The 21,398-nt window shown below is 31.8% G+C and carries 20 protein-coding genes and 4 pseudogenes; 16 read left to right on the plus strand and 8 right to left on the minus strand.

Going from position 1 to position 21,398, the window contains the following annotated elements; genetic code table 11:
* Positions 1-361 precede the first annotated feature (361 nt).
* The 6 genes from G9F72_RS26545 to G9F72_RS27295 form a co-directional block, all read right to left on the minus strand.
* On the minus strand, positions 362-550 hold the full coding sequence (locus G9F72_RS26545; protein ID WP_164959427.1) for a hypothetical protein: 189 nt from the start codon (positions 548-550) through the stop codon (positions 362-364).
* Between the two features lie 42 nt (positions 551-592).
* Positions 593-1,072: a hypothetical protein gene (locus tag G9F72_RS26550; protein WP_164959428.1), complete on the minus strand. Its 480-nt coding sequence runs from the start codon at positions 1,070-1,072 to the stop codon at positions 593-595.
* The gene (locus G9F72_RS27290; protein WP_263487227.1) at positions 1,062-1,196 is read right to left on the minus strand and encodes a hypothetical protein; all 135 of its coding nucleotides are present in this window, start codon (positions 1,194-1,196) and stop codon (positions 1,062-1,064) included. Before G9F72_RS27290 ends, G9F72_RS26550 begins: the two co-directional genes overlap by 11 nt.
* A gap of 151 nt (positions 1,197-1,347) precedes the next feature.
* Positions 1,348-1,470, minus strand: coding sequence for a hypothetical protein (locus G9F72_RS27700; RefSeq protein WP_411955975.1), 123 nt, complete (start codon positions 1,468-1,470; stop codon positions 1,348-1,350).
* A 114-nt stretch (positions 1,471-1,584) separates the two neighbouring features.
* Positions 1,585-1,788, minus strand: a complete 204-nt coding sequence (locus tag G9F72_RS27705) for a Druantia anti-phage system protein DruA (RefSeq protein WP_164959430.1) — start codon at positions 1,786-1,788, stop codon at positions 1,585-1,587.
* 39 nt (positions 1,789-1,827) lie between these two features.
* Positions 1,828-1,953, minus strand: coding sequence for a hypothetical protein (locus tag G9F72_RS27295; protein ID WP_263487228.1), 126 nt, complete (start codon positions 1,951-1,953; stop codon positions 1,828-1,830).
* A gap of 361 nt (positions 1,954-2,314) precedes the next feature.
* Here G9F72_RS27295 and G9F72_RS26560 point away from each other — a divergent pair, with 361 nt between their 5' ends.
* The 7 genes and pseudogenes from G9F72_RS26560 (at position 2,315) to G9F72_RS26585 (ending at position 9,582) form a co-directional block, all read left to right on the plus strand.
* Complete coding sequence (locus G9F72_RS26560) at positions 2,315-3,655, plus strand: APC family permease (RefSeq protein WP_164959431.1); 1,341 nt, start codon at positions 2,315-2,317, stop codon at positions 3,653-3,655.
* Positions 3,656-3,672: 17 nt separating this feature from the next.
* Positions 3,673-4,797: an ornithine carbamoyltransferase gene (locus G9F72_RS26565; RefSeq protein WP_164959432.1), complete on the plus strand. Its 1,125-nt coding sequence runs from the start codon at positions 3,673-3,675 to the stop codon at positions 4,795-4,797.
* A gap of 20 nt (positions 4,798-4,817) precedes the next feature.
* Positions 4,818-5,963, plus strand: coding sequence for an agmatine deiminase (gene aguA, locus G9F72_RS26570; protein WP_164959433.1), 1,146 nt, complete (start codon positions 4,818-4,820; stop codon positions 5,961-5,963).
* 16 nt (positions 5,964-5,979) lie between these two features.
* Entirely contained in the window at positions 5,980-6,924 is a 945-nt protein-coding gene (gene arcC, locus G9F72_RS26575; RefSeq protein WP_164959434.1) for a carbamate kinase, read from the plus strand.
* 42 nt (positions 6,925-6,966) lie between these two features.
* Positions 6,967-7,311 (plus strand): annotated as a pseudogene (locus G9F72_RS27710) (Tn3 family transposase); the annotation flags it as partial.
* A 49-nt stretch (positions 7,312-7,360) separates the two neighbouring features.
* Positions 7,361-7,510: pseudogene (locus G9F72_RS27715) on the plus strand (Tn3 family transposase); the annotation flags it as partial.
* A gap of 377 nt (positions 7,511-7,887) precedes the next feature.
* Positions 7,888-9,582, plus strand: coding sequence for a methyl-accepting chemotaxis protein (locus G9F72_RS26585; protein WP_164959435.1), 1,695 nt, complete (start codon positions 7,888-7,890; stop codon positions 9,580-9,582).
* Positions 9,583-9,846: 264 nt separating this feature from the next.
* Here the strand turns inward: G9F72_RS26585 and G9F72_RS26590 are convergent.
* Positions 9,847-10,035 (minus strand): annotated as a pseudogene (locus G9F72_RS26590) (ISNCY family transposase); the annotation flags it as partial.
* Positions 10,036-10,190: 155 nt separating this feature from the next.
* Here G9F72_RS26590 and G9F72_RS26595 point away from each other — a divergent pair.
* The 5 genes and pseudogenes from G9F72_RS26595 (at position 10,191) to G9F72_RS26605 (ending at position 13,521) form a co-directional block, all read left to right on the plus strand.
* A complete protein-coding gene (locus G9F72_RS26595; RefSeq protein WP_164959437.1) occupies positions 10,191-11,462 on the plus strand; it encodes a RidA family protein in 1,272 nt (423 codons plus the stop codon).
* Between the two features lie 80 nt (positions 11,463-11,542).
* The gene (locus tag G9F72_RS27300) at positions 11,543-11,953 is read left to right on the plus strand and encodes a Tn3 family transposase (RefSeq protein ID WP_263487232.1); all 411 of its coding nucleotides are present in this window, start codon (positions 11,543-11,545) and stop codon (positions 11,951-11,953) included.
* Entirely contained in the window at positions 11,950-12,315 is a 366-nt protein-coding gene (locus G9F72_RS27305; RefSeq protein WP_164959439.1) for a Tn3 family transposase, read from the plus strand. The genes G9F72_RS27300 and G9F72_RS27305 overlap by 4 nt, the downstream gene beginning before the upstream one ends.
* Positions 12,316-12,406: 91 nt before the next feature.
* Positions 12,407-12,876: pseudogene (locus G9F72_RS27720) on the plus strand (Tn3 family transposase).
* Between the two features lie 189 nt (positions 12,877-13,065).
* The gene (locus G9F72_RS26605) at positions 13,066-13,521 is read left to right on the plus strand and encodes a GyrI-like domain-containing protein (RefSeq protein ID WP_164959440.1); all 456 of its coding nucleotides are present in this window, start codon (positions 13,066-13,068) and stop codon (positions 13,519-13,521) included.
* Positions 13,522-14,409: 888 nt separating this feature from the next.
* Here the strand turns inward: G9F72_RS26605 and G9F72_RS26610 are convergent.
* Positions 14,410-15,279 (minus strand): DUF1002 domain-containing protein, encoded by an 870-nt coding sequence (locus tag G9F72_RS26610; RefSeq protein WP_164959441.1) that lies wholly within the window; start codon positions 15,277-15,279, stop codon positions 14,410-14,412.
* A gap of 797 nt (positions 15,280-16,076) precedes the next feature.
* Here G9F72_RS26610 and G9F72_RS26615 point away from each other — a divergent pair.
* Genes G9F72_RS26615 through G9F72_RS26630 form a run of 4 tightly spaced genes read left to right on the plus strand, consistent with a single transcriptional unit; the run spans position 16,077 to position 21,301 of the window.
* Entirely contained in the window at positions 16,077-16,967 is an 891-nt protein-coding gene (locus G9F72_RS26615; protein WP_187356111.1) for a carbohydrate ABC transporter permease, read from the plus strand.
* Entirely contained in the window at positions 16,967-17,797 is an 831-nt protein-coding gene (locus G9F72_RS26620; protein ID WP_164959442.1) for a carbohydrate ABC transporter permease, read from the plus strand. Before G9F72_RS26615 ends, G9F72_RS26620 begins: the two co-directional genes overlap by 1 nt.
* A gap of 48 nt (positions 17,798-17,845) precedes the next feature.
* The gene (locus G9F72_RS26625; RefSeq protein ID WP_164959443.1) at positions 17,846-19,672 is read left to right on the plus strand and encodes a histidine kinase; all 1,827 of its coding nucleotides are present in this window, start codon (positions 17,846-17,848) and stop codon (positions 19,670-19,672) included.
* Positions 19,673-21,301, plus strand: coding sequence for a response regulator (locus G9F72_RS26630; protein ID WP_164959444.1), 1,629 nt, complete (start codon positions 19,673-19,675; stop codon positions 21,299-21,301).
* Positions 21,302-21,398 lie beyond the last annotated feature (97 nt).

Here is a 21,398-nt window from a genome sequence, read left to right on the forward strand (position 1 = left end):
GATTTATCTAGTTTTTTAGAGACGTTAGGATTAGTTTTAATTGCTTTAACTCACATTATACTGCTCAATCCAAGAAAATGCCAACAATTCATTTATTATACAGAGCTGAAGCATGATTTTTTTCAAGCACTAATTTAACTTAAAATTATAAATTACTATTACTATTTGTGATTCGCAGATTTTTTTATATAATATTGCTGATAAAATAAGCTTCAATTCATTTTCATAGTTCACTTTTGGTAATAAACTGAACGCCAAAAAGACCCTCGCGAAAGAGCACTATAAATATTTACATACATTAAATTCATACTAAGCACCAAGGGCGTACGCCCTTAATCAATAATGAAAGTTTCATTACCAACTAGCCTACTAGTCTCCACTGGTACCTATTGTCTTTTGCTATTGCCGACAGGCGTATTTTATTAAGAATATCTCCTGTACATGCTTTGAAAATAAAAGTTATTAATCCTCTTATGCCTAGCTGCATAACCTTTTTTGCTAGAAATTCACTGTTTACAAGTAACACATTTATGAATCTACCTATTTTCATAAGATGGTGAAATCCAACCATAGCATTCCAATTATAGGAAAATCAGTGTTCATATTGATATCCTTGATGTTTTACTACAAGAAAATTATTTTCAATTTTCCATCGATAGCGTCCGATCTTAATACACTGATTTTCTACATTACTTTTAGTAAGCTCTTTCCCAGATATCCATACATATCTAGCTGATTTTAGTTCAATTTTACCAGTAGTCCTGCTTGTTTTTTCCCAAGTCTCTTCGCAAGTTACTGCGTGTAGCATTGTTACTGCAATTTTGAGTTTTGGAAACCTTGCTTTTACTTTTTTAGAAAACCGATAAAAAGCTTTGCGTTCACAGTCTTGTTTATCAGCACTAACATCATTATACTCCTCATCCTCATTATTTAAAAATTCGCTCATTAATGGCAAAGTTATTCCATTATTAAAAATAACCACTGACTCTAAAACATATACATAGAATTGTTCTTGTTTTTCTTTACCAACATGACGCTCCAAATATTCCTGTGACCATTTTTCATTTCTCATGAATTTCTGAGTACCTCTTTGTTTGTCTAGGATCTTTGATTTTACTCATTCTTTTAAGAAGTATCGGTAGCAGTCTACTATAAACCTTTAAGGCTGATTCTGTAGTTTCCTGTCTATCCGTCATTTCTTCTTCAGCTGTGTTATAGCTGCATTTTTTATTAGCTATATTTTTTTTCTTTCTATAATGTTGCCTTTAAATAATAATTCCTTTGGCTTCTAACTCTTTGTTTTTAACTTCTTTTTCCTGTTCCCTTTTTTTCTGTCGTTCTTCTGCTCTATTCATCAGGATTCACCACCTTGCATGGTTTAAGTCCCTTAAGACAATCTTTAAAATCCTTTTGGAGTGGATACATATAGATAGCTTTGGGAGGTAATAACATCTCTGTATTTTTGTCCATTCTGCCACGCCCTTTGGTATGACCTAGATATGTCCAGTTCGAAGCTTTATAACAGGTACCCGCAAATTGAGAGATATCTACAAAGGTCTCTAATAACACTGGCGAATAACAATATTATGTGAGCCAATCTATTTGAATTTGTTTTATGGATAAAGCTAATACTTTACTTGCTAAATTTTTGATATTAACCCAAGGAAATATTAAAAATCTACTATTATTCAGTATAAAATGAAGCCTTACATTTTTATCTTCAATACTCCATCCTATCCATTCATCACGTGATTTAAGTGCCCACGCTGACGCGGAAATTGAAGACACCCAAGCTTCTTGTCTCCACTTTTAACAAAATAGTACAATCTAGAACCAAATGCCTGCTAATTCTCTTCTTGATAAATGAGAATATTTATTTCTTGTCCATTTGATAAGTTCTATATCTTCTGAAGTGAAATTTCGTCCGGAGGATGCCATGATAATATTGTCCATATTGTGCCCCACCTACCTTTCCAATATTATCATAACATTTGAGCTGTGGTGTTGTTCAGGGGCATTTAAGATTTCAAAAAAAACTTATAGTCCTTGATATGCAAGGGCTATATTTTTATGATTCAGGTCTGTTTAGTAGAGGTTTATTAATTTGCAGAAATGATGTTAAAAAAGATAATATTCAAATTTAAATTTTATAATTATGTAAATATTTAGAGTTACAAATATTGTGACTATTTGAAAGATACTTCTTGAGTACTTCAATGTAATTACAATTATAAATAATGATTTGGGGTAATTGCAAGTGGTATTTAACATAATTTAATATGTACTTATTAAATGTAAGAAAGGGGGTTTAATAATGACAGAAGAAATAGTAAGGTCAAAAAAGAAGATAAAACTTTTACCAATGATATGTATGATGTATTTATTCATATCGGGTGGAGGTTTTGGATTAGAAGACATGATAGGAGGTGCAGGTCCGGGAATATCATTAATTATCTTATTGATACTTCCTATTGTTTGGGCGTATCCATATGGACTTATTTGTACTGAACTTGGAGCAAAGTACACAGAGGAACCTGGATTTTATGGATGGATTAGACGTGCATTGGGGAAATTCCCAGCATATATTGCAGGCTGGGCAATGACTCTTGGGAATTTTGTTGATACTTCTGTATATTTAGTTCTTTCAATGGAATATTTAAATTCTGCATTGAATTTGAATTTAACGCCAAATCAAAGATGGATGATAGGATTAGTATTTGTAGTAGTATTTTGCGTACTTAATATTTTAGGAATTGAAGTATTAGCATTTTCAGCAACAATTTCAGGGATAGTGATCTTATTACCATTTGTACTTACGATAATCTTGGCAATTCCTAAGCTTGCATACAATCCATTTGTACCGATATTTGCCAATGGTTCGTTGGGTATAAAAGGAAGCTTGGGTAATATAAACACAGCACTATTGGTTGGATTTTGGATGTTTATGGGGTATGAATCTCTGCATTCTTTTAGTGATGAAGTTGAAGGAGCTGGACCATTAATTTCAAAAGCGTTCATGTGGGCAGTGCCAATTGCAACATGTATGTATATTTTACCTACATTTTTCGGACTTGCGGTTACAGGAAATTGGCAAACTTGGTCAACTGCGGGACCTATAGACTATGTGGCAATGGGGAAAATTGTAGGCGGTAATTTTCTTATGATACTTTTCTTAGTTGCAGGTATTGTTGGTAATCTTGGATTGTATAGTAGTTATATTGCTTTTGGCTCTCGTATTACAGCTGATATGGCAGAGGATGGATTGTTTTTTAAAGGATTTGATAAAACTAGCAAAAAATACGGAACACCATATGTTTCTATAATAATAGCTTCAATAATTACTGCTATATTAAGCCAAGGTTCTTTTTCAAGCTTAATAATTATAGATGTAGTTTTAATGTTAATACCAATTATGCTTATTATTGTTTCTGGTATTGTACTTAGATTTAAAGATAAGGATAAAGAATGGGATTGCTTCACAATTAAAGTGGGAAATAAAGTATATATATTAATAGCACTATTACCACTATTACTTGCTAGTTATGCAATTGCTACAACAGAAATAGAAATTCTAAAAGCGGGAATTTGGTGTCTAGTAGTAGGAGTCATTATGTATTTTATTTTCCCTAAGATAAATAAGAAAAAAGAGATATAGAGGAGGAAAAAATTAAAATGAAAATTAATAAAATAAAGAACTATTTAGATTGTTGGGATTACTCTACTGAAGAATTGTTGGAAATGGTTAGCCTTATTCGTCAGTTAAAACAAAATGCGAAGGATTATTGTGTTCCTAAAATACTTAAAGATCAATCACTGGCTATGATTTTTAATGGAAATTCTACTAGAACTAGAGTATCATTTGAAGTTGCAACACACCAATTAGGAGCACATGCTTTATATCTAACAGGAGGAGAGCATGGAGAACTTCATTTAGGAAAAAGAGAAACCATTAAGGATAGTGCACTAGTAATTTCCAGTATGGTTGAAGGCATTTCTATGAGATGGGGCGATGTTGATGAAATTGAGGAGTTTGCTAAGTATTCATCAGTTCCAGTATTTAATATGATGGATTACATGAGACATCCAACACAAACATTATGTGATCTTACAACTATTATAGAAAATCTTCCTGAAGGAAAAAAACTTAAGGACATTAAATTAACTTTTATAGGAAGTGATGACTTAGGTGAGTCTAGCGCAGGTGATTTAGCAAAACTTCTTCCACGTTTTGGTATAACTGTAGTTATGGGATGCCCGGAAAATCATGCCTTTGATGAAAGATTCAATATGATAGATTCAAATCATGATCAAGAGAGAATTAGAAGAACTCTTGAGCAACGTGCACAGGCTTGTGAAGAGGGTGGTGGAAAAATTTATTCAACACACGATCCAATTGAAGCAGTAAAAGGTGCAGATTTTATTTATACAGGCTGTTTCTGTTATGAGGGAATGGAAAACGATAATAATTTTGAATATTTTAATAAAATTTTTATTGATGCTGGTTTTCAGGTTAGTGAAAAGCTTCTTTCACATTGTAAAGGGGCAAAAACAATGCATTATCTTCCAGCTCTTAGAGGAAAAGAAATGACCGATTATGCTATGGATTTTGAAGGCTCTCTTCTTTGGAAACAGGCCGAAAATCGTTTACATACCCAAAGAGGTTTAATGGCTTACTTAATGGGTTCAAGAACAATTAATGAGTATAAGCTAGTAGAAAATACAGAAGCAGAAAGACTTGCCGTTGAAAAAATTAAAAAAATGTATGAGACTTTTGGTTCAGAATATACACATAAATAATTAGAAAGGAGTAAAAAAATATGTCATCACAATTATTGAATACATTACCTATTGAGGATGGATTTGTAATGCCTGCTGAATATGAGCCTCAAGAATCCGTATGGCTTTTACTTGCATATGACATAACGAATTGGTATAACGGAGGATTTCCAGCTAGAAATGCACAGTTAGAAATTATTAAAGCAATAAATGAAGCGGGTACACATGTAAATATTGGAGTTCCAAAGCAGTTGTATTTAGAGGCTGAGTACTTATTTTCAGGAATGGATGTTTCAATTTATGAGATTTCATCTGTGGATTGTTGGGCAAGAGATACAGGTGCAATTTATGTGAAAAATCGTGAAACAGGAGAAATAAGAGGTGTTGATTTTAAGTTCAATTCCTGGGGTGGTGAGCAAAGAGGCAGTCATGGTTGTACTCTTGATTATGGCGATGATGATTTGGTTGCAAGAAAAATGTTACAGATAACTAATCATGATAGATATAGAACATCTTTTATTTTGGAAGGTGGTTCTATTACAACTGATGGAGAAGGGACAGTAATTACTACTGAGAGTTGTCTCTTGAATCAGAACAGAAATTATGCTCTTTCTAGAGAAGAAATAGAGCAAAAGTTAAAGGAATATTTAGGGTTTGAAAAGGTAATTTGGTTACAACGAGGAGTTGATCTTGAAGATGGAGAAACAGATGGACACATAGATGATGTGTGTGCATTCATTGGTCCTGGAGAAGTAGTAACGTGCTATACAGAAGACGAATCAAATGAATATTATGAAATTTTTAAGGAATGTTATCAAGCCCTTTGTAATGCTACAGATGCAAAAGGCAGAAAACTAAAAGTGCATAAACTAGTAGCTGCAAATCCGTTTAAATTTAATAAAGAAGAAGCAGAAAATATGACAGTGTTGCAAGGAATTGCAGAGGATAAGGATGAAAAATGGAGAGCAGAAGGTGATTTTGCAGTGCCTAGTTATGCTAACTTTCTTATTACAAATGGAAGTATCATTTTTCCAATCTATGGTCTTGATACAGATCAAGAAGCGGTTGAGTGTATGCGTAAAATTGTAGGAGATAGATATAAAGTAATACCTGTAAATGCACATAATCTAGCCCTTGGTGGAGGCTCGGTACATTGCATTACACAACAACAACCATTATCAAAATAGAAAAGGAGAATGAAATATGTCAAGAATTGTAATTGCCTTAGGGGGAAATGCATTAGGAAATAACGCTCAGGAACAACAAAAAATGATTGAAGATGCGGCTCCTTCTATTGTTGAATTAATTAGACAGGGACATGAAATTATTATAAGTCATGGAAATGGTCCACAAGTTGGAATGATTAGTCTAGCATTTGACCTTGCAGCTAATGAAAGCGATAAAGTTGCACCAATGGAGTTAATGGAATGTACTGCTATGAGTCAGGGGTACATAGGTTACCATCTTCAAAAAGGAATTAAAAAAGAGTTGCAAAGACAAAAAATGCCTTGGAATGTTGTATCGGTTATTACACAAGTAGTTGTTGATAAAAATGACAAAGCCTTCAACAATCCATCAAAACCAATTGGAGGATTCTATACGGAAGAGAAGATAAAAGAGCTGGCTGTAAAAAAGCCAGAGCTACAATTTGTTGAAGATGCCGGAAGAGGGTATAGACGTGTAGTCCCATCTCCAAAACCTGTGGATATTGCAGAAAGAGATTCTATTTTAAATCTTTTGAATAATGGGTATATCGTTATAGCTTGTGGAGGTGGTGGTATTCCGGTTATTGTTAATGATGATGGTGATTATGAAGGAATTCCAGCAGTAATTGATAAAGACTTTGCAGCTGCGAAACTAGCAGAACTAGTTGAAGCTGATTATCTATTCATCTTAACTGCTGTAGATAGGGTTTCTATTAACTGGGGAAAACCAAATCAAGAAGAATTGTCCGAAATTACAGTAGAGAAGGCCGTGCAATATTGTGACGAAGGTCATTTTGCACCAGGAAGCATGCTTCCTAAAGTACAAGCAGCTATTAGTTTTGTCAATAGTAGGGAAAAAAGAAGAGCAATCATTGCATCTTTAGAGAAGGCATCACTAGCTATAAGAGGAGAAAGCGGTACATTAATTACTGGAAAAATATAATTTATTGTGTTTTACAAGTAAGCTACACATCCTAAACGTGATATAGGAGGTACAAGGCTTTGGAGATTTGATCCAAATGTAGACTATGGTGTCTTGAATAGTCTATCTAAAAACAAATTACGTGAAGACCTTATAATTAAGTCCAGGGATGATATGCTTAGGGTTGCTGGTTCACTTAAACTTGGAACCAGCAACCCTACAAGTCTTATAAAAATGTTACAAAGAGGCGGGAAGCCAACTATGCTTGGTCGTGCAATGGGCGAATTCGGACGAATTTTTAAGACCACTTACGAACTGTCATTTTTGGATGACAAGAATTATCGCAGGCGTATTTTGACACAGCTAAATCGTGGAGAAGCGGAAAATGGGCTTAAAAGAATCGTTGTACGGCAAGAAAGGAGAGATTCATCAACCTCACCGTTAAGGTCAGGAAGATCAATTAAATACGTTAGGGTTAGTTACAAACGCTATTATCCTCTGGAATACAGTCTATATGGAAAAAGCATTAGATGCTATTCGAAATGCAGGGTATATCGTGAATTTAGATGACGTAAAACGAATTTACCTCTTGGCTATGATCATATAAATATTGTAGGGAATTATTCATTTGACTTAGCAAAAAATTATCTGGTAAGCTGAGACCATTGCAACCAATGGATAAAAAACCATTTGGTAATAAAAGGTAATTACATTGCCGTTTCTGTCCCATTACTACACAACCCCCTATACGGCGTGTATTCCGACAGTATAAGGGTAAGGATACCGGCGAAATCAATGGATTTACTGTAGTAGTTGGCTAAAGTGTTGAAGAATATTTATTTGTGAGAATATTAACACAATATCGTTTGTGACGTCATTATTTTACATTTGAATTGAATAACATACCCCAAAATGCAATAGTTATTTGATAGAGCTTTCCCAATATATAATTCAATATTATATTAAAATATGGGGGTTATAACTATGAGGTTTAGCATCAAGACAAAGTTGTTACTGGGATTTGGCATTACCTTGATCATCTCGATTATTGCTATGGCAATCTTATATTATGCTAATATTAGTACAAAGACACTTTATAATAACTTAATTCAAAAGGATGAGTACAAGGTATCTCTTGCAAAAGATATCCGTTTTTACGACATAACACTTACGGATTGTGTTAGAGGGGTCATCATAGATCCTGGAAATAAAAATGAAACAGATAAATATAATGTTTATGGAGTAAAAATTGATGAAACCATAAAGAAAGTAAAAAACATGAATTTGTCTGTAGAAGAACGAAAAATATTTAAAACCCTTGATACTAATGACCAACAACTCGCTGATTTAGAAACTAAAATGATGGATTCTAAAACTGATAGGAGTAAGGTTCTGGAAATATTTAATGGTGAATACAACAAATTAAGAAAAGTCTTTTCAGATAATCTAAGTGATTTTGATGCAATACAATCTAGTTTAATAAATCAAAAGACTTTAAATGTAAATAATAGCGTTAATTCAAAATTGAACTGGGTTTTAATATTTATGGGAATGTATATACTGACAGGCATATTTGTAAATATTATTACCTCCAATAAAGTAACAAAGCCCATAAAATTATTACAACATAGTCTTACAGTATTGAGTGAAAAGGGTGGAGATTTAACACAGAAAATTGATATTACATCAAAGGATGAAATAGGTGCTCTGTCAGACTCAGTAAATAAATTTCTTGGAAACCTACGTGAAATTATTACAGGGGTAGTCTCTGAAGCAAAAAATGTAGAAAATGCAGTCACTACAGTAAATAATAATGTAGTAGAGCTTAATAAAAATATTGAAGATGTTTCTTCAACTACTGAGGAGCTCTCTGCTGGCATGGAGGAAACAGCCGCTTCTATGCAGGAAATGAATGCCACTTCAACTGAAATTGAAAATGTAGTAGCATCAACAGCTGCAAAGGCTCAGCAGGGATCAATCTCAGCAGGTGAAATCAAAAAACGTGCTGATGAATTAAAAACTATAGCGGTTTCATCACAGAAGATAGCTCACGATATTTATCTAAGTACTCAGGGCAAATTGATGAGGGCTATAGACGAATCTAAGGCTATTGATGAAATTAATGAATTGTCTAATACTATATTAGCTATTACCGACCAAACTAATCTTTTAGCATTAAATGCTGCAATTGAAGCTGCTAGAGCTGGAGAGGCTGGAAAGGGCTTCGCTGTTGTTGCAGACGAAATAAGAAAACTTGCAGATCAATCTAAAAATACTGTCGGTAAAATCCAAAACATTACAAAATCGGTAGTAACTGCAGTTGAAAATTTGTCCAGCAGTGCCCAGGGTGTATTGGGTTTTATTGATAAACAAGTTCTTAAGGATTATGAAATGTTAGTTAGAACTGGTGAGCAATATAGTACAGATGCAGAAATGATAGACAGCTTAGTCGGAGACTTTAGTGCTACATCTGAGGAATTGTTGGCTTCCATGAATAGTATGGTAGATTCAATAAATGAAGTAACAAGAGGAACAACTGAAGGAGCTGAGGGAACATCAAACATTGCAACAAGAGCAACATCAGTTGTAGAAGAAGCTGAAAAGGTTATAGGTCAAGTAAATAATGCCAAAGTAAGCACAGACAAACTTATTAGTTTAGTTGCTAAATTTAAAGTTTAAGTAAATATAGCAACTAAAAGGAGACAGTCACATGGATTATGAATATAGGTATGTACAAACTTATAACACAAGTGACTGTTTATTACAAAATTGATTACAGATGAAGCAGCAATTTAGCCACCTAAACACATTTAAAGTATAAGTCGGTGCTTTAACACTAGAAGCTTTAAAGCAAATTGGAGAACATATGCTAGATAATTTAACCCCGCAGACTATGGTGTATAAGGGGTCTCTGTAGCAATGGAACGAAAACGGCAATGGAAAATACAATTTATAATCTCTAGGGTGACCTGTTGATGCATAATAGTGATTAATAAAGCTTTGAGGAATTAACTCGGATAAGTCAATATATTGGTCAAAAAGTTTAATTAACTTTGGTTTATCTTGCTGAAAATACTCATCAAGATCTGTATAAATATCAGCAAGAGATAACTGTTTTAAATTTGATTGCATGGAATTCTCTCCCTTCGGTGAATTTAGTTGTGATGAATATAAATTCGACAAAAGTGGGGGAATTCCTGTATATATAAAATTGCAAAGCCTTGCAGTCACTTGATTACAAGGTTATGCAATTAACTAAATAAATATTACAAAAGGGGAATACTATCATGAGCGACTATAACGCAGTATTAGCAAGAAATACGGAAAATGCTCCAAAAGGTATCGGTCCATATTCACAAACTGTAGCTTTCTCTCATTACAATAATCTTTCAGCTCAATTACCTATCGATCCAAAATCTGGTAAATTGGTAGCTGGTGGTGTAAAAGAGCAGGCGAAGCAGTGCTTTAAAAATATCAAGGCAATTGTAGACAGCATCGACCATGGTATGAGCGATGTTGTTAGAATCACTGTATTCGTTAAGAATATCAAAGATATTGACGCTGTAGACGAAGTTTATAAAACATTCTTCCCAAGCTATGTTCCTACACGGACGATAGTCGCAGTTGCAGCTTTGCCTATGGATGCTTTGGTGCAAATTGAAGCACTTGTTTCAAACGGTGAAGGTACAATTCCAAACGCACCACAAGCAGGCGACCTCATAAAGCTTACAAATAACACGGCAAATGCGCCAACAAGTCCTCTATCTACGCAAGCTGTAGCTTTTTCTCATTACAATAATCTTTCAGCTCAATTACCTATCGATCCAAAATCTGGTAGAGTGGTAGCCGGTGGTGTAAAAGAGCAGGCTGGACAGTGCTTAAAGAATATCAAGGCAATTTTAGAAAGTATTGACGTTCCTTTTGACGATATTGTTAAAATTAACATCTTCCTTAAAAACCTCTCGGATATTGAAGCCGTAAACGAAGTTTATACAACATTTTTCCCAGACTCGGCTATCGCCAGGGCCGCAGCCTATGTCCCTGCACGGACAACAGTTGCAGCTTCAGCTTTACCTATGGATGCTTTGGTACAAATTGAAGCAGTGGTGTCACACGGAGATGGTACACCCCCACAAGCTGTTGAGGACAGGCATGTACTCATCATAGAAGCAAACAATACGGAAAATGCACCAAAAAGTTCTCTATATACACAAACTGTAGCTTTTTCTCATTACAATCATATTTCAGCTCAATTACCTTTAGACCCAAAAACTGGTAAAATGGTAGCTGGTGGTGTAAAAGAGCAGGCTGGACAGTGCTTAAAAAATATCAAGGCAATTGTAGAAAGTGTCGGCCACGTTATGGACGATGTGGTTAAAATAAATATCTTCCTTAAAAATATCGCAGATATTGATGCTGTAGACGAAGTTTACACAACATTCTTCCCAAGCGGTGTTCCTGCACGAAGAACAGTTGGCGTATCAGCTTTACCTAAAGATGCTTTAGTCCAAATCGATGCAGTTGTATCAAACGCTGAAGGAACACCTCCAAAAGCATAACAGGCATTTGTTTGTAAATACAGGAAATATCAAAGTTACTTGTTAATGCCGACGGTGAAAATACTGATTTTAAAGTGTCTTTGGATGTTGAAAAATATTTAAGTGCTCGATTGGAACTACTAAATAGTAAATTAAAATATGTGTCTGATAATATAAAAACACTGAAAGGTGTATCTATAGAAAATAATAAAATTGTATTATCAAGATTAGAAAAATCTGTTCCTGATGAGGCAAAAAAATTATCTACTAAGATTTACAGTTTAATGCCTAGAGTAAATTTATCAGATATAATTATAGACATTTGTAAATATACTGCTTTTGATAAAAAGCTAACCCATGCCTCAACTAGCAAAGAACCTAAAGATAATGAAAGAGCCTGTGTAACAGCTGCACTTATGGCTCTAGGTACAAATATAGGACTTAAGAAAATGGAACAAGCAGCAAAAAGAATAAGCTACAAACAAATAAGTAATGCTGTAACTGGAGAATGAGTGATGATAATATGGAAAAAGCTATGACAGATATTGTGAATTGCCAACATAAACAGCCCTATGCTAAATATTGGGGAAATGGCAGTACCTCGTCGTCAGATGGTGTAAGAGTTAAATCGGCAGTTGAAGCTTTAAATGCATGCTATAACCCTCATTATGGCTTAGACAAAGGTGTGACAATGTACTCAGCTGTAAGTGATCAGTATTCAAGATTTGGAATAGGTATTATAAATACAAATTCAAGAGATGCAATTCATATGGTTGATATACTTCTGAACCATAAAACAGAGCTTGAGATTGAAGAACACTATACTGATACAGCAGGTTATACTGACCAAGTATTTGGTTTAACTATTTGTTAGGTTTCAGATTTGCTCCAAGACTTAGAAATATATCAGACTGAAACTATATTACATTGAAAAAAAAGAAGATTTTGAAAATATTCAAGAAGTTATAAAAGGAAAGATAAATACTAAAATTATAAAAGAAAACTATGATGATATATTGAGACTTGCATACTCAATAAAAGAAGGTAAGGTTTCAGGATCATTAATAATGGGTAAGCTTGGTTCTTATGCAAGACAAAATAGTTTAGCTAAAGCCCTAAGCAAACTTGGAAAAATAGAAAAAACTATTTTTATCCTAGATTATTTATCAGACGAAGATTTCAGAAGAAAAATTCAGATAGGATTGAATAAAGGTGAAGCAATGAATGCACTGGCTAGAGCTATATTCTTTGGAATACGATTTATTTACCTAAAGTAGTTGAGAAACTTAAAGAAAAAGAAGACGTTAATGAAGACTTTCTGAAACATGTTTCTCCACTTGGATGGGAACATATCAATTTTATTGGTCAATACAATTTTGATGATAATTCTGATTATGATTTAGTAGATAACATGAGACCTTTGAAAGTAATTTAACATTACTCCGATAATGGGTATAATATTCCTAAAAGTTACGTCAAATTGATAAATTAATGCGTCATATAAAGTATTAATAAACACATGTAAGTGGTAATTTAGTAATTTTAAAAAATGTCTTGTTTTCTATTTTAAAGCACTATATGATGTTTATAGACATCGATGTACTTTATAAAGAAAGGAAGAATTATGAATATAGAAATTCAAAAAACTTCGTTTTATAGAATTGCTTATATAAGGCAGGTTGGATCTTATGGGCAGAATAATATTAAAGTAATGGAAAAATTAAAGAAATGGGCTAAGTCTAATGGACTGCTTAATGAGCAATCTATCATACTAGGAATTGCCTATGATAACCCTAAAATAGTAGAACCTGAAAATTGTCGTTATGACACAGGTCTCGTTATTTCAAATGATTATTGCATTAGTGATGATTATATTAGTGATGGTAGCATTCTTGGAGGAAAATATGCAGTTTTTAAAATAAGACATACAGCTGAAGAAGTTCAAAAAGCGTGGCTTGCAATTTTTCCGGAATTATTCAAGAAAGGGTATCAACTGGATGAGGCAAGACCTATTCTTGAAAGGTATAAAACTGAAATGGTTAAAAACCATTTTTGTGAAATTTGTGTACCAATTCACTAAAGTTTAGTTTTAATAAATTATAGTTTATAGAATTTAATAAAATACGTAAGTCTTACGTATTAGTTGTGTCCCATTCTTCATACTTTACATCATAACAGCCACAAAATAGTAGTTCCGTTTTTGATTTATAGTTCATCAAAAATGGAGAATACTGTCTTATGGCTGTTTTTTTCAAGAATTGTTTCAATACCCCATATATTTAATAACTGTTTTATTATCACTAAATAGAATTATATGCTCCACCATATCATTTTTAAGCCATATTTGGTTAACAGTTTAAGGTTTATATAATATTAATAAATAATGGCTTACATTCAAATATAAGTTATTATAATATGCAATCAATTTTATAATGTTTTGTTTCAAGTTAATCTATATCCATAGATAAAAAAATTAGGTCTTCTTCATTCCGTCCGTATATAACTATTGACTCTTTGCTTGATTGATAGAATGATTGATTAGTAGAATTAGTATTTAGTACATCTGATTCATTAGTATAATTAGTTATTAGTAGTGTTCGATTTCCTGTTTCCAGCTTATCTGTATACAGTTCATCCGTTTGCTCGTGGCTAATACCAATCTATCTCAGAGTAATACTAGAGGAAGAACGATTAAAAGTATCCATGATTAAAGATGCCACAGAAGCTGAGAAAGCAAGCATTATCCTTGCTTTAAATTTTTTATCAATCCTTTCATGTGGTACTCCTAAATTTATCAAGCATTTTACATTGGAATTTATACATAAGCTAAACTGTTGTCTCAGTAGGGGTGGGGCATGAAACTAAAGAATAGATTTCAATATGTATAGCCTAGTACCATACCACTTTTCAAGTCTACCTTTTTAATATTATTTCACCCATTAAATTATATCTCCCATGCTCATCTCATTTATGATTTTAAACTATCTGATATTCCTTTGAAGAAATTTCCAATAGAAGCACACACACTTGCGAACCAACCTTTAGCCTTATCACTATCTAATGTATTTTTCATTGTACTAGCTACACCCTCAAGCTGTCCTTTTACTTTGCTGTAATCCAAGTTTAATTTATTTACATTTGTCATTAATCCAACAATACCACTTACATCATCTTTAGACAGGTTGTAATTGTAATCATTTGTTACATTATTTACTATTTTTGTTATACCTGCCTCATTCTTAGGTTTATCTTTTATAACTTCACTCTTTACTTCATTGATTAATCCCGCAGCTTTATCTTGTCCAATTTTTTCACCTAGTTTGCCTGTAACTGCGACCTCTTCATTAGCTGTTTTCTTTGTACTTTCATCTAATTTCTTACCGTCTTTACTATTTTCGAATCCTTTTAATATGCCAGTCATAGCTGCCGTACCTGATACAGAGAATGGTGCAGAAACTTTAACATTAGCATTCTCAATTCCTGCTGTAATTAGGGCATTCTTTATCATACTAGCATTTACCCAGGTTACATTATTTGTATTCACTACTAAACCACCAGTAGTTGTTGGCTCAATATAGGAACATGATATTGACTTATTACCTAATTGATCTCTAGATACTGTGCCTCCTAGATATTTCTTCTCCTCATTAGCTGTAACTTCAACAACACTCGCACTATTCTTATCTACACCAAAATACTTTAGCATGTCCTCTTTCTGTTGATTCGTCAAATCATACCCTATAGTAACACTTTTATATGAATCAGCGTATACATTGTTTATAGGTGTTGCAAACAAACTTGCTGTTAACATTACACCTAAGACTAATTTCTTATTCATTTAACAAGACCTCCTTAAAATGGCTATCAATATTAATAATATTTTTTATTATATTATAATGTGATAAAGAATTATGTTAAAAAGCGTATATTTGTTATTTTTTTAAAAAAGACTAATTAATTTTTCTTTTGAAATTGTAATTCCGCCAAAAGATTCAACTTTGCAATTCTCTATCATTTCAGTCTGGCATTGATTACATATTCTTTACATTTCCTAATCCTCCATGCTTCATTAATTATCTTCATTTTATATCACTGTTGCTACACTTCATTATACAATTGGTTCTAATCTTGATGCAAACTTTTTACTTATATAATTCAATTCTTCCAATGGACAGTGATATAGTTAGGTACGGTCCGCCTCCACCAACCATAAACAACAATTTTGATACAATGGAAAACCCTTGAATTCAGGGGTTTTTGTTGTTTTTTGATTAAAATGAAGTGTGAAAATTGAACTTGAAAACACAAAAGTTTGGATTAAATTGAAATAAATGCACACCCATTATGGAATTTTAGTACTCAACTAATTAATAGATTAGTTGAGGGTTTTCTTATGCTTTAACTTAGTTGGATTAGAGCGATGAGGGGTGATGCTTATCACACTATACTATAAAACTAATATTGTAGATTAATGAATTATCTTAAAAGATAAAATATGTGAGTAGAAATAGTTCACATTATTACCCTTATTTGTGCAGTTAAATGTATTTTTATATATTCTTAACTATAATATAATTAATTATGGTAACAGAGTTAGATGTAAATTTATTATGCTATTTATAAGAAGGGGTGTTAATGGTGAAAAAAATTGGAAGAAAGACTTTTGAAAAAGTGGAATTTGGGATCTTTGTGATGCCAGTAATAATATTTATTACAGTAACAATATATATTCCTTTTATAATGAGTTCTTTTTATTCTTTAACTGAATGGAATGGAATAGGAAGAACACCACATTTTATAGGGTTTAAAAATTTTATTGATATTTTTAAGGGGGATAGTAGTTTTAAAACTGCATCTATATTTACTTTGAAGTATAGTATTCTATATATTATATTGATAAATGTACTTGCACTTATTATAGCCGTTATGTTAGATAAAAAATTAAAAACTGTAAAATTGCTAAGAGCAATATTTTTCATTCCTTATATTTTTAGTTTAGTAGTTGTAGGTTTTATATGGAAGTTTATTTTCTCGCAGGGATTTCAATCATTAAATGAGATTACGGGATTTGAAATTTTTAATTGGAGTTGGCTTGGAGATCCCAAATTAGCGTTTATATCAATATTGGTTGTTTCAATATGGCAATCTATAGGTTTTTTTATAATTATTTATATTGCAGGACTACAAGGGGTACCACAGGATATATTAGAAGCAGCTACTATAGATGGAGCAGGGAAGATGCAGACATTTATCAAAGTAACATTACCAATGTTAGCTCCAGCAGTGACTACTTGTGTTTTCTATGCCTTAGTTAATTCAATAAAAGTATTTGATGTGATTTTAACTTTGACTGGAGGAGGCCCAGGAGGATCTACATACAGCGTGACCTATGATATATACAGAGAAGCATTTCAAAATAACGCTTATGGATATGGTACAGCTAAGGCTATGATACTTTTTGTTGTAGTACTAATAATAACAATGGTCCAACTTAAATTCTTTAAGGGTAAGGAGATTGAGGCATAATGAAGATAAAAAAAAGCAGAACAATATTATTTGAAATATTAATGATTGCGATAGCTTTAGTATTTATATATCCTATCATTTTAGTGGTTACCAACTCATTTAAAACATTTCCTGAAGTAATGACTAACGTAGTTTCTTTGCCAAAACATTTAAATTTTCAAAACTATATCTATGTGTGGAAATATGTAGAGTACCCAAGACTATTTTTAAATAATTTAATCATTGTTAGTGTAGGAGTTTCGGGAATAATTTTTTTCAGTTCATTCGCAGCTTATAAACTTTCAAGAACAAAAACAAACTATAGTAGTGCAATATTTATATTTTGTATAACACCCATGTTGATACCTTTTCAGACTATAATGATAACTGTGGTAAAGGTTGCAAAAATATTACACCTTTCTAATAGTGTATTAGGGTTAGGAATTCAATATTGGGGATTTGGTGCACCGCTAGCAGTGTTTATATATCATGGGTTTATGAAAAGTATACCAAAGGAAATGGATGAGAGTGCTATTATGGACGGAGCCTCAAGCTTTAGAGCCTTTTTTACTATAATTTTTCCTCTTCTGAAACCAGTAACTACTACAATAATGATAATTGATGTAATGTGGATTTGGAATGACTTTCTATTACCTTTGCTTATGGTAAATGGCTCTAACTCAACAAAAACATTAACATTAGCTGCATACTCCTTTGTTGGACAATATACAACAGATTGGCAATATACAATGACAGCGGTAGTTATGGCAGTTTTACCTTCGGTTATATTTTTCATTTTTATGCAGAAAAATATTATTAAGGGGGTAACTGATGGTGCAGTTAAAGGTTAGAAAGGTAAGAAGAAAATAAAACACTATTTTAAAATGAGAGGATGCTTTATGATGAAAATAATAAATAAGGTTAATGAAATAATATCTAAAGTAATCCAAAAAATTGCTAGTAAACTAGTAAGTAAACTTATACTGATTTTTACTACAATTATAGTTACTATAGTTGTATCACTAACATTTATATCCTACAAAATTATACAACACGAATCAATTAAAAACATTATTAGCAGTAATACTAATAATCTTAACCTTGTAAACAAAAATTTTGAAAAATACTTTTCAGATATAGGCAAAAGTTTTTTTCCACAATATAATTATGACAAAGTAATGAATGCAGTAGCAAATGAATCAGAAGATTATACTCAAAGAGCATACTTGGAGGATTATCTTAGAAGCTTTATTTATAACAGAAAAGATATTTACAGTGTATATTTATATTTTCCTAATGAAGAAAAGTATTATTATATAGAACGTGGCTATGATGATTTAAAGGTAAAAACAAATTATAATGAAAATATCTCTAACAAAGAATGGTATAAAAATTTGATGGACAGTAAGACAAATACATATATTGAGCCGTTGTTCTTGTCTAAAAATACTGAGTACTTAGCAAATAATCAAAATGAGTTTATGGCATTTCATAGGGTTTTAAGAAATATAACAGATAAAAAACCTAAAGCAGTAATTTCACTTTATTTTAATTCACTAAAAAAGGAAGATATTCTAAGTGACATACCAGTGAATAGCGGTGAGCACACAATTCTTTTAGATGCAAGTAATAATTTTTTATATATGGATACTAAGGATGTTTTAAATAACTTACAAAGTAAACTTTTTTTTAATAGTATTTATAGAAAAAAGAATAATGATTATTTCTATTGGGAAATAGATAAAAATAAATTTTTAGTTATATACGATATTTCAAAAGTGGATAATTGGAAGTTAATAAGGTTAATACCCTACAGCCAAGTAAATAAATTTGCTCAAATTAATAGCAATCTAAGTATTTTAGTTGGTATAATCTTTCTCGTTTTGTCAGTATTAACGGTAAGGTTTACGTCAAATTCTATAACAAGACCATTAAAAACACTTTCTAAAAAAATGAGTGTTTTTGGTAAGGGGAACTTTGATACTCAAGTTGAAATTAAAGGAAGAGATGAGATAGCTCAACTATCAAAGCAATTTAATGAGATGGTTATAAAAATAAATGAACTTATAAATGAACAATATAAAATGAAATTGGTACAAAAAAATGCTATTTTAAAAGCTTTGGAAGCAGAGCTAAACCCACATTTTTTGTATAATGCTCTTCAAGCTATATCTACTAAGGCATTAAAAAGTGGGGTGGAGGATTTAAGTGTAATGGTTGATGCTCTCGCTTTTACTTTTAGATACTGCATAAATGGAGTGGAAATTGTAAAGGTAAGAGATGAAATTAAGCATGTGGAGAACTATTTGATAATTCAGAAGGCTAGGTATGGTGACCGGCTTCAAGTTTCCTATGAATTAGAGGATTTAGCTTTAGACTTTGAGATTCCTAAGTTATCAATACAAAGCTTAGTTGAAAATTCAATAAAACATGCACTTGAAGAAAGAGCTACAATTAGCACTATATTAATTAAAGTAATTTCAGGAGAATTAAATGTTAGGATAATAGTAAAAGACAATGGTCCAGGGATAGATAGGGAGAGGCTTGATGAAATTTTTGAAGCATTAAATAGTGAGTGGACGGATGGCGAATATGAATGCATCGGCCTGAGAAACCTAAATACAAGATTAAAATTGATTTTTGGAGAAAGAGCAGGAATAATTATAAACTCAGATGAAACAGGCACAGAGATAAGCATTGTAATACCCAAGGGAGGGCAAACTTAAGTGTATAAAGTACTGATTATTGATGATGAAGAACCTGTTAGAGAGGCTATTAAAATTTTAGGCCAATGGGAAGCACTTCAAGTTAAAGAAGTTATTGAGGCCTTTAATGGAAAAGAAGGATTAAAATTAATAAGAGAGAATCAGCCAGATATAGTAATTGTTGATATGAAAATGCCAGAAATGAATGGACAGGAATTCTTAAAAATTTTGGAAGCTGAATATCCCAATATACAGTCTATTGTAGTTAGTGGTTATAATAGTTATGAATTTACAAGACAAGCTATACAATCAAAAGCTACTGATTATTTGCTAAAACCCGTAAATAAGCAAGAACTAAATAGCGCGATATCTAAATGTATTCATAATATTAGTGAAAAAAGACAAGTACAGAATGAGACAATTGGTAACAATATTATGCTGAATGTATCATTGCCAGTTTTAAAGGAAAAAATATATATGTCTATCATTGAAGGGAACTATGATAATGAAGATAAAGATTTATATTTAAATATGATTAATGTTAATGGAAAAACAAAATGCTTTGGAGTTGCACTTCTTATGATAATGAATATGGAAGAAGTAATTAGTAAAAAATTTGGTGATAATTTAAATTTAATGCATTGTGCAATTACTAATGTCATTAATGAAATATGCAATAAAAATATGGAATGCTTTAGTTTTGCTAATCCAGTTTTAGGAAGGGAAATTATAATAATAGTTTCTTATGATGGTATTTTTAGAGATGATATTAATGTATTATATTATGATGCAATTAAGAAAGCTCTTCAAAAAATAAGGGAATTGTTTAAAGTAAAAGTAACTGCATGCATTGGCGAAAATTATCTAAATATTGATGCTATAAGTGAATCCTATAAATCAGCACAGTCTATTTTGTATTCTATAAACATAATTGATATGAAAGAGAGAATTTACACTGATGTGTTAAAAAAAGTAAATCTAGAAAAACCCTCTATTTTAAATAATATGCTCTTATTAAAAAAGGCTTTCGAAAAGGGAAATGTAATTTATGCAAGAAGTATAATAAGTGAATATTTAAGTAAAGTAAAAGAAGCAGACTATTTTAGTTTTAAAGATGCATATAAAATTATTAAGGAATTCAATATTTTAGTAGAGGATATTGCAGTTAGCTTTGGAATCAACAACAATTTCATTTCGGAAGTAGGCAGGAAAAAGGCTAAGGGCGTAAGCTATGATTTCTCAACATTCCAAGAGTTTGAAAACATTCTATATAATATTGTTGACTTTTATTACATGGAGGTTAGAAATTGTATTAAGGTTAATGAAAATTTTAAAGTTGGAGAAATCAAGGATTATATTGATAATAACTATTATCAAGAAATAAAAATCTCCATGTTTACTGATAAATACTATTTGAGTAGAGAATACATTATGAAATTGTTCAAACAGGAATATAAATGTGGTATACATGAGTATATTCAAAATATTAGAATGAAAAAAGCTAAGGAATTGTTAAATGATATGCAGATAAAAATAAAAAATATATCTCAAATACTTGGGTATAGTGATACTAATTATTTTAGTAAAGCTTTTAAAAATTATTATGGTATATCTCCAACTGAGTATAGAGCAACTACAATGAATAAATAAATTTGCTTTTTTACCCTCAAAAAGCCACTTAAATGCATTTTATTAGAAGAGAAATATCTTTATAATTGTAAATAGTAAATATAATATTTAAAGGGGG

Source organism: Clostridium estertheticum (assembly GCF_011065935.2).
GTDB classification, from domain to species: Bacteria; Bacillota; Clostridia; order Clostridiales; family Clostridiaceae; genus Clostridium_AD; species Clostridium_AD estertheticum_A.

Excerpts from the sequence above, each read along its gene's own strand:
- G9F72_RS26545 (WP_164959427.1), bottom strand. The coding sequence starts at position 550 with ATGAAAATAGGTAGATTCATAAATGTGTTACTTGTAAACAGTGAATTT.
- G9F72_RS26550 (WP_164959428.1), bottom strand. The coding sequence starts at position 1,072 with ATGAGAAATGAAAAATGGTCACAGGAATATTTGGAGCGTCATGTTGGT.
- G9F72_RS27290 (WP_263487227.1), bottom strand. The coding sequence starts at position 1,196 with ATGACGGATAGACAGGAAACTACAGAATCAGCCTTAAAGGTTTATAGT.
- G9F72_RS27700 (WP_411955975.1), bottom strand. The coding sequence starts at position 1,470 with ATGGACAAAAATACAGAGATGTTATTACCTCCCAAAGCTATCTATATG.
- G9F72_RS27295 (WP_263487228.1), bottom strand. The coding sequence starts at position 1,953 with ATGGACAATATTATCATGGCATCCTCCGGACGAAATTTCACTTCAGAA.
- G9F72_RS26560 (WP_164959431.1), top strand. The coding sequence starts at position 2,315 with ATGACAGAAGAAATAGTAAGGTCAAAAAAGAAGATAAAACTTTTACCA.
- G9F72_RS26565 (WP_164959432.1), top strand. The coding sequence starts at position 3,673 with ATGAAAATTAATAAAATAAAGAACTATTTAGATTGTTGGGATTACTCT.
- aguA (WP_164959433.1), top strand. The coding sequence starts at position 4,818 with ATGTCATCACAATTATTGAATACATTACCTATTGAGGATGGATTTGTA.
- arcC (WP_164959434.1), top strand. The coding sequence starts at position 5,980 with ATGTCAAGAATTGTAATTGCCTTAGGGGGAAATGCATTAGGAAATAAC.
- G9F72_RS26585 (WP_164959435.1), top strand. The coding sequence starts at position 7,888 with ATGAGGTTTAGCATCAAGACAAAGTTGTTACTGGGATTTGGCATTACC.
- G9F72_RS26595 (WP_164959437.1), top strand. The coding sequence starts at position 10,191 with ATGAGCGACTATAACGCAGTATTAGCAAGAAATACGGAAAATGCTCCA.
- G9F72_RS27305 (WP_164959439.1), top strand. The coding sequence starts at position 11,950 with ATGAGTGATGATAATATGGAAAAAGCTATGACAGATATTGTGAATTGC.
- G9F72_RS26605 (WP_164959440.1), top strand. The coding sequence starts at position 13,066 with ATGAATATAGAAATTCAAAAAACTTCGTTTTATAGAATTGCTTATATA.
- G9F72_RS26610 (WP_164959441.1), bottom strand. The coding sequence starts at position 15,279 with ATGAATAAGAAATTAGTCTTAGGTGTAATGTTAACAGCAAGTTTGTTT.
- G9F72_RS26615 (WP_187356111.1), top strand. The coding sequence starts at position 16,077 with ATGGTGAAAAAAATTGGAAGAAAGACTTTTGAAAAAGTGGAATTTGGG.
- G9F72_RS26620 (WP_164959442.1), top strand. The coding sequence starts at position 16,967 with ATGAAGATAAAAAAAAGCAGAACAATATTATTTGAAATATTAATGATT.
- G9F72_RS26625 (WP_164959443.1), top strand. The coding sequence starts at position 17,846 with ATGATGAAAATAATAAATAAGGTTAATGAAATAATATCTAAAGTAATC.